The organism is Lactiplantibacillus brownii (genome assembly GCF_031085375.1).
In the GTDB taxonomy this organism is placed as follows: Bacteria; Bacillota; Bacilli; order Lactobacillales; family Lactobacillaceae; genus Lactiplantibacillus; species Lactiplantibacillus brownii.
Genome location: NZ_JAVCWF010000001.1, coordinates 2,187,054 through 2,199,407 on the forward strand (window position 1 = coordinate 2,187,054; position 12,354 = coordinate 2,199,407).

General features: G+C 44.7%; 12 protein-coding genes. 8 read left to right on the forward strand and 4 right to left on the reverse strand.

Annotated elements, in window-relative coordinates; translation table 11 throughout:
- Positions 1 to 56: 56 nt before the first annotated feature.
- Positions 57 to 1,433, forward strand: a complete 1,377-nt coding sequence (locus tag RA086_RS10360; RefSeq protein WP_308703718.1) for a hemolysin family protein — start codon at positions 57 to 59, stop codon at positions 1,431 to 1,433.
- A gap of 166 nt (positions 1,434 to 1,599) precedes the next feature.
- Complete coding sequence (gene nrdI / locus RA086_RS10365; protein WP_308703719.1) at positions 1,600 to 2,073, forward strand: class Ib ribonucleoside-diphosphate reductase assembly flavoprotein NrdI; 474 nt, start codon at positions 1,600 to 1,602, stop codon at positions 2,071 to 2,073.
- A 192-nt stretch (positions 2,074 to 2,265) separates the two neighbouring features.
- Here the strand turns inward: nrdI and RA086_RS10370 are convergent, their stop codons facing one another.
- Positions 2,266 to 3,432, reverse strand: coding sequence for an MDR family MFS transporter (locus RA086_RS10370; protein ID WP_308703720.1), 1,167 nt, complete (start codon positions 3,430 to 3,432; stop codon positions 2,266 to 2,268).
- Between the two features lie 19 nt (positions 3,433 to 3,451).
- Positions 3,452 to 4,840, reverse strand: coding sequence for a class II fumarate hydratase (locus RA086_RS10375; protein WP_308703721.1), 1,389 nt, complete (start codon positions 4,838 to 4,840; stop codon positions 3,452 to 3,454).
- 231 nt (positions 4,841 to 5,071) lie between these two features.
- Between RA086_RS10375 and RA086_RS10380 the strand changes: the two genes are divergently transcribed.
- Together RA086_RS10380 and zwf are read left to right on the forward strand one after the other, a co-directional pair.
- Positions 5,072 to 5,425 carry an SdpI family protein gene (locus RA086_RS10380; protein WP_308703722.1) on the forward strand — a complete coding sequence of 118 codons (354 nt, stop codon included), beginning with the start codon at positions 5,072 to 5,074 and terminating at the stop codon, positions 5,423 to 5,425.
- A gap of 121 nt (positions 5,426 to 5,546) precedes the next feature.
- Positions 5,547 to 7,025 carry a glucose-6-phosphate dehydrogenase gene (gene zwf, locus RA086_RS10385; RefSeq protein ID WP_308703723.1) on the forward strand — a complete coding sequence of 493 codons (1,479 nt, stop codon included), beginning with the start codon at positions 5,547 to 5,549 and terminating at the stop codon, positions 7,023 to 7,025.
- A 74-nt stretch (positions 7,026 to 7,099) separates the two neighbouring features.
- On the opposite strand, the gene pdxR is transcribed toward zwf, so the two are convergent.
- Entirely contained in the window at positions 7,100 to 8,479 is a 1,380-nt protein-coding gene (gene pdxR / locus RA086_RS10390; protein WP_308703724.1) for a MocR-like pyridoxine biosynthesis transcription factor PdxR, read from the reverse strand.
- Positions 8,480 to 8,578: 99 nt separating this feature from the next.
- On the opposite strand from pdxR, the gene RA086_RS10395 reads away from it, so the two are divergent.
- From RA086_RS10395 to RA086_RS10405, 3 genes are all read left to right on the forward strand, one after another.
- A complete protein-coding gene (locus RA086_RS10395) occupies positions 8,579 to 9,745 on the forward strand; it encodes an aminotransferase class I/II-fold pyridoxal phosphate-dependent enzyme (RefSeq protein WP_308703725.1) in 1,167 nt (388 codons plus the stop codon).
- Between the two features lie 16 nt (positions 9,746 to 9,761).
- Entirely contained in the window at positions 9,762 to 10,631 is an 870-nt protein-coding gene (gene dapA, locus RA086_RS10400; RefSeq protein WP_308703726.1) for a 4-hydroxy-tetrahydrodipicolinate synthase, read from the forward strand.
- Positions 10,632 to 10,705: 74 nt separating this feature from the next.
- Positions 10,706 to 10,837: a hypothetical protein gene (locus RA086_RS10405; RefSeq protein WP_308703727.1), complete on the forward strand. Its 132-nt coding sequence runs from the start codon at positions 10,706 to 10,708 to the stop codon at positions 10,835 to 10,837.
- Positions 10,838 to 10,991: 154 nt separating this feature from the next.
- On the opposite strand, the gene RA086_RS10410 is transcribed toward RA086_RS10405, so the two are convergent.
- Complete coding sequence (locus RA086_RS10410; RefSeq protein ID WP_308703728.1) at positions 10,992 to 11,636, reverse strand: SDR family oxidoreductase; 645 nt, start codon at positions 11,634 to 11,636, stop codon at positions 10,992 to 10,994.
- A 148-nt stretch (positions 11,637 to 11,784) separates the two neighbouring features.
- On the opposite strand from RA086_RS10410, the gene RA086_RS10415 reads away from it, so the two are divergent.
- The gene (locus RA086_RS10415; RefSeq protein ID WP_308703729.1) at positions 11,785 to 12,306 is read left to right on the forward strand and encodes a GNAT family N-acetyltransferase; all 522 of its coding nucleotides are present in this window, start codon (positions 11,785 to 11,787) and stop codon (positions 12,304 to 12,306) included.
- The last annotated feature ends 48 nt before the right edge of the window (positions 12,307 to 12,354 follow it).

Genomic DNA, 12,354 nt, shown 5'->3' on the forward strand with positions numbered 1-12,354 from the left:
TAGCTACTCAGCGTTATACTTTAAGTAACTAATTATATGAAATGAGGAATGTTTCTTTGGACAGTGGCCAGATAATATTAAATTTAGTCATTATTGTCATTACGTTCTGCGTCGCCGCTTTCTTTGTGGCCTGTGAATTTGCCTTAGTTCAGACCCGACCAAGCGCCCTCGAAGAAGAACAGAAAAAGCGTGATAAGCCTTCCAAACGGATAGCAACTTCACTGCACATGGTACAAAACCTCAATGAATATCTCTCAACGACTCAAGTTGGGGTTTCATTAGCCGGAATTATCTTAGGTTGGATTGGGGAGCAAACGACAGAACATTTCGTCCTCCAATTATTGGATGTCTTCCATTTATCGATCAGTACCTCGATTTTACGAGCAATCAGTATTGTCCTAGGGGTCTTTATCTTGACGTACTTGGAAGTCGTCTTAACGGAAATCGTGCCTAAGAATATTGCGATTGATATGCCCTTAAAAGTCATGGCGGTCATCACGACCCCATTGCGTTGGTTCCATGTTATTTTCTATCCGTTTGTTTGGTTGTTAAATACGTCTTCGACGGGTGTGGTCAAAATGCTCGGTATTCCAGTTGCGAATGAAGATAATGACGTGTACTCCCAAGCAGAAATTTTAAACTTGTCACGAAATGCGGTCTCTGGCGGTCAATTAGACCGAGACGACTACTTGTATATGGAACGGGCTTTTGAATTTAACGATAAAATTGCCAAAGATATCATGATTGACCGCACACAACTGGTCGTCATTGATATCAACGATACCGTTAAACAAGCTATTCGTGTCTATTTACAAAAACGGTTCAGTCGATTACCCGTTGTGGCTAATAATGATAAGGATAAAATTTTAGGTTATGTTTACAATTATGATTTGATTCGGCAAGGCGAAGTTGACGACGACATTCGTGTCAATAAAGTCTTGCGCAATATCATTACGATTCCTGAAACCACGCCGATTCAAGCCATTTTGCAAAAAATGATTGATAAGCAAACACCAATTGTCGTGGTGGTGGACGAATACGGTGGGACCAGTGGGATCGTCACGGATAAAGATATCTATGAAGAACTCTTTGGGACCGTCAATGATGAAATCGACAACGTTTCTACCGAATACGTTGAAAAACAGGCCAATGGTAATTTCCGGATTAGCGGGAAAATGACGTTATATGACTTCGAACGTTTCTTCAAAACTGATTTACAAGAATTTGAAGATTCGGATGTCGTCACATTAACCGGCTACATTTTGGATAACTTTCCTAAGATTCAAGCTGGTGATACCGTTAAGATCGCTGATTTTGACTTTAAGGCACTCGACTTTGAGAATGCCTACATCAATTGGTTTGAAGTTAGTCGCCGTGAAACACCAGTGATTGCTAAAGATGACGATGACAATGAAGATGAACCCGAAAAGTAAGCATTAATCAAATTAGGCACTGGTCACCATGATCAGCGCCTAATTTTTATACCCAATCAGTGGCCCCTTAATCCGAACTAAAAATCATCAGTAAACCAGGTTTGCAAAACTTGGGGGCACAGCGTAAACTTAACGTACAAATTAAGACAGAAATGAGGAACCAGTCGTGAGTGAAACCACCATTAATATTATTTTTATTTCAATCGAAGGCAATACTCGCTCCTTTGTCACTGGCATGCAAGACTACGCCAAGACGCAACACGCCGCAGACGAGACCAACCCTTTGATTCATTTAAAAGAGATTAGCGAACAATCAGATTTTGAAATTGAGACCAAGCCCTACTTTGCGTTCGTCCCAACCTACTTGGACGGCGGTAATGGGATTGACAATGGCGTCAAGGAATTAATGACCAATGTTCTCGGTGAGTATTTAAACTACGACCAAAACCCTAATCAGTGTTTAGGAGTCGTCGGTAGTGGTAACCGTAATTTCAACGATCAATACTGCTTAACCGCTCGTCGCTATGCGGAACAGTTAGACACCGACTTCATCGCAGACTACGAATTACGTGGCACTTCCGTTGATACGGAACGCATCTACAATGTCATGAAAGAACGCTTAGCTGCTTTTACGAACTAAAGGTCTGTTACCAAGCATAGCCTTTTGTGCCACGTTTCGACTATAACTATCGGAAATATCAAAATGAGCCTGGGAATTTTCCCAGACTCATTTTTTTGACCATATTTATCAATTTCGAGCAACGTTTGCCACTCCGACTACGGCCCTACTGCTGATCCACGGAGACAGACAAATTAAGCCAATCCCATTGCCTTACCCATTTAATAATTTTTCATGCCGCGCACGAACTAGCACAATGCTCAACGTTACTAGCATCATTGCCGTAACGACCATAAACAAGATTGAATATGAGAACTGTGCGACCATCATCCCACCAAATAGTGGTCCGACCGCACGTCCCATTGATAAGGCCATGTTAAAACGACCTTGATACTTGCCACGTTGCTGTGGCGCCGCCATATCATCAACCCATGCGGGCACAATTGGTAGGCCAATCACTTCACCGATCGTTAACACCACCATAATGATAATGAAATCAATATACTGGCGTGCAAAAACCAAGCCTAAAAATGATAACGCAAATAAGGTGATTCCAAAAGCAACCTGCGTGCCAATTTTAAAACGTTCGTTGAACAATGTCACGATGGGCTGACTCAAAATAATTAATAGGCCGTTAATGGTCCAAACTTCGCTGTATCGCCGAAATGGGATGCCCAGATTCGTCATATGCACCGACAGCAAGCTTTCCCATAACGCGTAACTCAGATAGATCGTAAAAATCATCAGACAAATCAGCCAGATCAATTGCCGCTTGCGTTTTGACGTCGTATCGGTCGTCACTGGTTGCGCCGCTTTTTCAGTGGTTGGCGTCAAATTGACATTGAATGTCGTTAAAACGATTCCAAACAACCCGACGTAACAAACCGTGGTGACCATAAAGACCACGCTGATGCCTAAATCAAGCAGATAACCGACGAGCAACGTCCCGATCACGACCCCTACGTTCAGCGCCAGATAGAGCATGTTGAAAACATACCGGTTGGATCTGCTCGTCACCGTCGCCGCGTACGCATTCACAACTGTCATACTGATGCCATCGCCGAAGCCGACCACGATTAGCCCAATCGCATACGGCATTAAGCTATGCCAAAAAATTAAGGTCGCCAACGTGATGGTTGAGATGGTCACGCCTAAAATAGCGGTCCAATAGGGTCGCCAACGGTCAAATAACCGGCCACCAACATAATTACCGAGAATCATCGCGAGCGACATACAAAATAGGACCGTTCCCGAAAATGTCAGCGTTTGTTTCAAATAATTATGCATGTAGACCGTGGTTAACGGCCACATGAATGCGGCACCCGCATTATTAAGCAAATTAGCTAACAATAACCACCGTAACCGAACTTCCTTTTGCATTCATTTCACCTAAATTTTCCTATTCTTGCCGATCAATATTCGTCATTTTCAATGGATCAACCCAGTCATCAAAATCAGTCGCAGTGACATAGCCACTCTTCAACGCCGCGACACGTAACGTGCTGCCGTCTTTTTCAGCCAATTGGGCGATTTCAGCGGCATGATGATAGCCAATGTGTGGCGATAGTGCGGTCACCGTCATCAACGACTGATCAACTAAGGCACGCATCCGTGCCTTGTTCACCGTCAAACCGGCAACTAATTTCGTTGTCACCCCTTCGATAGTGCCACTTAGCAGCTCAGTTGATTCCAAAAAGGCCGCAATAATCACTGGTTTATAGACATTCATTTCAAAGTTTCCTTGGCTGGCCGCAAAGTTAATCGTCGTGTCATTTCCCATGACCCGTGCCGCCGCCATCGTCAGGGCCTCGATCTGAGTTGGATTGACCTTACCAGGCATAATTGACGACCCCGGCTCATTGGCTGGAATCGTTAATTCACCGTAGCCCGCTCGTGGCCCACTCGCTAAGAAACGAATATCGTTACCAATTTTGACTAGATCCGCAGCTAACGTTCGTAACGCCCCATGGACCACATTCAACCCAGAATGCGCGGCTAAACCGGCAAAATCATTGTCGGCTGGGACAAACTTAATCCCGTAAGTTCCCGCTAATTGACCGGTGACTTTTTCAGCAAAGGCTGGTCGTGTATTTAACCCAGTTCCTACAGCCGTTCCCCCAATGGGAAGTTCTAACAATGTCGGTGCTAATTGTTCCAAGTAAGTCAGATCATGTTGCAACATACTAATCCAGCCACTCACCTCTTGTCCGAACGTTAAGGGCGTTGCATCTTGCAAATGGGTCCGACCAATTTTGACCGTCCGCCAATACTTCTTTTGCTTCAGCGTTAACGCCGCAATCAAGTTTTGAGTTTGTGTCATGACTGGCTTCAAAGCCAAGGTCGCCGCAATATTCATCGCCGTTGGAAAAGTATCGTTGGAACTTTGAGACTGATTAATATCGTCATTAGGTAAAACTGGCGTGTCCGCATCAATTTGTGCGGCAACATGTGCCAAGACCTCGTTCACGTTCATATTCGTTTGCGTTCCCGAACCCGTTTGATAAACGTGTAACGGAAAGTCGGCCATTAATTTATCGTCATCTAAAGCCAATAATTGGCGCACCGCTTGGCTAATGACTACTGACTTTGCCGGTGATAGCGTTTCAAAGGCCTGGTTCACTTCAGCCGCTGCTTGTTTAATCTGTAGTAACGCCCGAATGACTTGTACCGGCATCAACGGGCCATGAGGAAAATTATGTCGGCTCCGTTCCGTTTGTGCCCCCCACAATGCCGTTGTTGGAATTTTAACTGTTCCCAAGGTATCTGCTTCTTCACGAAAAGTTGTCATGATTAATTTAGTCCTTCCTAACTCAACTAGTGTCGTTTGATCCATTTTACATTATTTCCTAGTATACTCCGACCAACAGTGACGGCCTAGCCATGCGCCCAAAATAAAAAGCGCGTCATTGAAAAAATTAACAGATTCATAAACCAAATGTCGACATGCTCGCGCCATGATTGCTATAATAAATCTAAGCGCTGTCACGCAGTGCTAATCTAGTGGATAGCGAGGTGCGCAATGGCAACCAATAATTTTGGTTTAGCGCCAGGTTTTTTAATCATTTTGATCATCTGGGTCTATCAACGGGTTCGGATGCCCAAAATGCGCTCATTAGCTGGCTATATGTCACGGCGAGCAATCAAAAATGAAGAGACATGGAAATTCGCACAGCATTTTTATGCCATGTTTGGTATTGAAATTTTCACGATCTTGTTGGTTGGCGCCGTTTGGGGCGGACTTTTTAATGTCCGTTGGTTACAAAGTATTAATTTACAAGCGATTGCGCTCGGACTTGCTCTGATCTTGCAAAACGTCGCGACCGAACGCGAATTGCGGCACGAATTTCCAGAGAACAAGCCTGCTAAACATTAAAAAGTGCTTTATGATTGACCACGGCTAGTAATTGCTTAATATTAGTAATGGTAGCTTTTACAGATTTGACTTAATTCCAATTAAACAATGTATTTTATATTCTAGTAAAGAAGTGAAATTGATGAGTAAAGAAAAAATCGCCTTGTTCACCATTTTTGGTGGTACGGGGGACTTAGCACAACGTAAGCTCTACCCTTCATTATTTAAACTGTACCAAAAAGGTTATTTACAAGACCATTTTGCCGTCATCGGGACTGCTCGGCGGCCTTGGACAGATGACCATTATCATGAAATCATTACGGATTCGTTAGCCAGTTTAAACGCTGACGCGGACACCGTTAAGGCTTTTGCCAGTCACTTTTATTACCAATCTCATGATGTGACGGATGCCCAACACTACGTCACTTTGAAGCGTTTGTCTGAGAAGTTAGATGCCCAATATGGCTTACAAGGTAATCGGATCTTTTATCTAGCCATGGCGCCAAACTTCTTTGGCACGATTGCGCAACACTTGAAGTCCGAGAACATTTTAACGGACAACGGCTTCAATCGGGTCATTATCGAAAAACCATTTGGTCACGATTATGAAAGTGCCAAGGAATTAAACGACGAATTAACGGCCACTTTCGCTGAAAACCAAATTTATCGAATTGATCATTATCTTGGTAAGGAAATGATTCAGAATATTTCTGCGATTCGCTTTGGCAACAATATTTGGGAATCATTATGGAACAATCGTTATATTTCTAACGTCCAAATCACCTTGAGTGAAAAATTAGGCGTGGAAGAACGGGCCGTTTATTATGATAACAGCGGTGCTTTGCGCGATATGGTCCAAAACCATATCCTACAAATTCTCAGCTTATTAACGATGGATCAACCGGTCGAATTCACTGAGAATGATATTAACATTGAAAAAGTTAAAGCTTTACGAAGTCTACGGCCATACAAGCCAGAAGAAGTTGCGGATAACTTTGTGCGCGGCCAATATGCGGCGGATGGCGACATCAAAGACTACCGTTCTGAAGATAAGATTTCACCAAATTCCAACACGGATACCTTTGTCGCTGGGAAAGTGATGATCGATAACTTCCGTTGGTCTGGCGTGCCATTCTATGTTCGAACTGGGAAACGCTTGGCAGACAAGTTCACTCGTATTGATGTTGTCTTCAAACGGCCGGTCGTCAACATTTTCAACCACAATGATGACAGTTCAGATCAGTCCAACGAGTTAGCACCTGATGTGTTAACCATCAACGTTGAACCAACTGAAGGCTTTGAATTACGGATGAATGCCAAGTGCGTCGGTCAAGGCTTTGCTACAACACCGATCCAGTTAAATTACGATCATGATTCCGAAGCTACCGCTAATAGTCCAGAAGCTTATGAACGACTATTGCACGATGCTTTAAATGGTGATGCCACTAACTTTACTCATTGGCAAGAAGTTGCGGATTCTTGGAAATTTGTGGATGTCATTCAAAAATATTGGGATGACCACACTCCCGACTTTCCTAACTACCAACCAGGATCAATGGGACCAGCTGCTTCAGATGAATTATTGAAGCGCGATGGTAATGAGTGGTTTTATAAGGGCTAAGTATTAAAGCGTTTGGGCTAAAACCCAAGCGCTTTTTTTTGTCCAAAAACACTTAAAAAATAGTCGGCTAATTTTTACTTTTCACGAGCCAGCTGTTCACAAGTCTGGACTAACTGACCTAAAGCCAGTTTCAATGCTGGCAAACTCAAGGCCGTAAATCCTAACAGATAATAATCATGGGTCGGCATACCTGCCCAATTTGACTCCAAGGGATAAATTCGAATCGACTGCCGTGCTAATGCGGCCAATAGACGCGCTTGCTGAATGTTAGGAATACGGATGACCACATGTAGGCCCGCCCCCGTTAGAATTGGCTGAATCACCGAACTTTGCGTGAGCTGCTTAGCCAACAATTGATATTTCTGCCGGTTCAAGCTGCGACTACGACTGAGGTGGCGATAATAGGCCCCACTCTCAAAATAATTGACCATCGCCTGTTGAACCAACCCGGCTACCATCGCTGAACGGTAACGATAGCGTTGATGGTAAATGGCTAATAGCCGTTCCGGCAACACCACATAACCCATTCGTGACGTGGGATCGATGCCTTTAGCAAAAGTCCCTAAATAAGCGACTTGATCAGCGGTCGCTAAAGACTGTAACGCTGGCAAAGGATGCGCATCATAGCGATATTCACTGTCATAATCATCCTCAACAATTAAGACGTGCTGATCCGCAGCCCACTGTAGCAAGTCCAAACGAGCCCCAATCGGCATGCCATAACCTAATGGAAACTGATGGGCGGGTGTCGTATAGACGACTTGCGGTTGCTGCCGTTTCAACACGGCCAGATCCAATCCAGTTGGGGTTACCGGAATACGAACCGTTTGCTGACCATAACCCGCCGCCAAAGCCGTTAAGCCCCGATAACCGGGATTTTCAATTCCAATCGTGCCCGTGGGCAATAAGCTTAATAATAGCTCCAGACCCGCTTTGGGGCCATTCGTAATTACAATCTGGTCTGCCCGGCAACGCACACCACGTGTCTGATGGAGAAAAGTCACCAGCTGTTTTCGTAGCGCCATTAAGCCTTGCGCCTCTGGATACAATGCTGCTGGCTGTTCTTCCGTTTGACGCAAAGCAGTCCGAACCGCCTTCTTCCAACCATTCCAACTTGGCTTCAAAATTTCGGTCAATCCATAACGAAAATCATAATTAACTGGTGGCATAGCGGCCGGCACCTTCGCAGTCGGTGGTGTGGCTTGTTGTGACTGGGGCCAGTATTGCAATTCATTAAAATAATAACCACTACCGGGGACGGTATAAACATACCCTTCCGCAACCAGTTGATCGTAAGCTTGCTCAACCGTTGTTTTTGAGACTTGCATGTTTTGAGCTTGCTTTCGAATCGACCAAAGCTTCTGATGACCGGCTTTCTGTGGTTCATAACTATCGCGTAAAAGCTGATATAACTGCAAATAAAGCGGCGTGGCCGCCTGACGATCAAGTGGCATCTGAACACTGTCCTTTCATTTTTGCTAAAACTGTTACTTTTAATCGAGTCAATTATTCTTTAGTATAACCATTAATCATGGTGAGAGGAAGTTTTCAATATGACTGAGACCAATCAAATTATCAAAAAAATTCAAGTTTCTGGGATTCGCCGTTTTGATGAGGCCATCTCGGATGTGCCAGATATTATCAAATTGACCGTTGGTGAACCCGATTTGCCGACGCCCGAACATGTCAAAAAAGCGGGTATTCGAGCCATTCAACAGGATTTTAGTCATTATTCGCCATTAATGGGCTTCCAAAAATTACAAGTGGCGGCTAGTCGTTATTTTAATCAAAAATATCAGTTAACTTATGCCCCAAGTGAAATTATCACGACCGTTGGGGCTACAGAAGCGGTTGCCACTGCGTTACTTACGATATTAAATCCAGGTGACGGCGTTTTATTGCCCACACCAAGTTATACCAGCTACGCGCCCGTGGTTGCTATGGCACAGGCCACGTTGATTCCGATTGACACGACTCACAGTGGCTATAAACTGACTCCAGCTGACTTAGCTGCTACTATCCAGGCCCATGCTAATGGGCATTTAAAGGCAATTATTTTAAATTATCCGACTAATCCCACTGGTGTGACTTATTCAAAAGCTGAATTACTAGCGTTGATTGCCGTCATTCGCCAAGCAGGGTTGTTGGTTATCAGTGATGAAATCTATAGTGAAATCACTTACGATCAACCACATACTGCCTTAGGAACCCTTTACCCAGAGAAGACAATTACGATTAACGGTTTGTCAAAGTCGCATGCCATGACCGGCTGGCGGCTCGGATTGATCATGGCCCCACAGGAACTGATCAACGAAATGAAGAAGACCCATCAATACCTGGTCACTTCAACCAGTTCAATCAGTCAGGTCGCCGGGATTGAAGCCTTAACTAATGGCCTCGATGATGGACCACAGATGCGTGCCATCTATCAACAACGACGGGACTATTTAGTCACACGTCTTAGTGAAATGGGTCTTAATTATGTCTACCCAAGCGGGGCTTTTTACTTATTTGTCCAAGTTCCAACTCATTTTAAAGGGACTAGCTGGGACTTTGCGACGAGTCTAGCTCAACAGGCCCAACTCGCAGTGATTCCTGGCTCAGCGTTTGGTCCGACTGGTGAAGGCTGGTTCCGGATCAGTTACGCCGCAAGTCAGGCGGCCCTTCGAGAAGGCATGAATCGTTTGGCAACTTGGCTCACTGAATTTGAAACAGCTTAATTTTGGAGGAAAACGCATGAACTTTAAAAACGCACATTTAATGACCGCGATGGTCACCCCATTCGACGATGCTGGTCAACTTGACAAGCACCGACTAGCTAGCTTAATTGACTACTTATTAGCACATCATACAGCCGGAATCCTAGTCGGAGGAACGACCGGTGAAGGCCCGACACTTAGTGAGGATGAAAAGCTGGCGTTATTCCAAATGACGGCCACTTTAGTTGCTGGCCGGGTGCCAATCATGGCTAATACGGGGTCGAATAATACCGCTGCTACCATTGCTTTTACCCGTCGTGTCAGTCAAATTGCTGGCATTGACGCGGCGCTTGTCGTCGTACCACCGTATAATAAACCCGATCAGGCTGGGATGGTGGCACATTTTACCGCGATTGCTGAACGTGGTGGCCTTCCAATTATGATCTACAATATTCCTGGCCGCGTCGTCGTAAAGATGACCGTCCCCACCGTCTTAAAACTAGCCAAACAACCGAATATTATTGGGATCAAGCAATGCACGTCCTTAGAAGAATTAGCCGCAATCGTTGAACAAGCACCTGCTGATTTTTATGTTTACACCGGCGAAGATTCTCAGACACTGACTGCAACCGTTTTAGGTGCGCATGGCGTTATCTCAGTTGCCAGCCATCTTTATGGCGATGACATGGCGGCGATGCTGACCCAACTTGATCAAGGAAACTGGGCCGCCGCCGGTCAATCCCAGCGTCAATTAATCCCCAAGATGGCCGCCCTATTCAGCTCACCCTCACCGGCGCCAGTCAAGGCTGCACTCAATCAGCAACATATTTTAGTTGGGGAACCACGCTTACCAATCTTGCCATTGACCGCTGAACAACAAGCGACACTGTTTGCTGAATTGAAATAAAGGTTAACTAGTATCACTACGACGACACCTGCGTTATACTGTTTATAAATTAACTAATGAAAGTGGTGACGCACATGTGTGGTGGTTGGACTTTTGGTGGCGGCATGCCATTTATGTGGATGGGCGGCTCATTTTGGCTACTTATTCTAATCATTGGGATTGCCGTTGGTGCCTTGTTGTTCCGTAATCGAAATCATAATTCATAACTAAAAAAAGTTGTTCGCCAAACTCAGTTTTGAGTTCGGTGAACAACTTTTTGTTTGTCGTAATTTTTCTGATTGTCTATAACAACGGTTAGATCAAAACTTGCTCCGATTGGTCTTGACTGATGCTAATTTTAATCTAAACAACACAATTGTATTAGCCTTCTGCTTCGACAGCAGTCGCAATCGGTGTCTCTCCGTTGATCAACGCAATCGTTTTACCAATCGTTTTCGGAGTACTTAAAGTCTTAACCGCAAACGTGGCAACATCATCTCTAGTGATCTCGCCACCAATACCAGGATTGACAGTAACCTTGCCGGTACCGGCATCATTGACTAAAGTCCCTGGTTGTAAAATCGTGTAATCTAACTGAGTTCGTGTTTTAAGCCATTCATCCGCATAATACTTCGCGACATAATAAGGCTTCAATGAATTTGGCCATTTAGCACGATCAGTCGTGAATTCCGCACTCACGATCACGTAACGTTTGACGTTGGCTAATTCTGCCGCCTGCATCGACTTAACGGCCCCATCAAGGTCAATCATCAAAGTCATATCGTAACCGGTCTGACCACCAGATCCGGCTGCAAAGACCACTGCATCCATCCCTTTGAAAGCCACGGCTAACGCTGCTGGTTGCTCTAACAAGTTAAAGCTAACTGGTTGAGCACCGGCATCTTCAAATGCTTCGCCTTGTTCTGGCTGGCGAATACCAGCAAAAACTTGGTCGCCTTGGGCCACTAATTTAGAAACAATTTTCTTACCGATTTGACCATGAGCACCAATTACAAATACTTTCATCTAAGTCACTCCCAGCAATTAATAGTTCTTATTATAAAGCTAACCACCAGTGAATTAACACTAATCTGCTTCTCAATTTGTCAGCAACCGACTTCCGTTCTATAATAATTAACATTAATTTATAAATTTTCAGAGAGAAGGCTTATTAATGACTAGATATGTTCGTCAAGCGACCAACGCGGACCTGCCAGCAATGATGACTATCATCGCTCAAGGGCGGCAAGCCTTAGCAGCGGAACAGATTCCCCAATGGCAAGGGGCTTATCCGCAAGCCGCCGATATTCAAGCGGATATCACCGCTAAGCGGGCCTGGTTACTCATTGTTGATGGCAAGATTGCTGGTACAGCAGCCCTTTTAACCACGCCAGATCCTAATTATCGTCAAATTTATCATGGAAACTGGGCTGGCAATGCCAACGCGACTTATACTTCGATTCACCGAATCGCGATTGCGAGTGGTTACCACGGCCAACACTTAGCTGACTTTTATTTTAGCAATCTCATGACTTTAAGCTATCAAGCTGGGTTTCGCCAGATTCGGGTAGATACACACCGCCTAAATCAACGGATGCAACATATCATTACTAAGGCTGGCTTTGACTATCGTGGTGTCGTATATATGGCAAACGATGCCACTGACCAGCGTAACGCCTACCAAGTGATGCTCTAAAAATTAATGACAAAACGGGCTCGGGATAAACTCGAGTCCGTTTTGCTT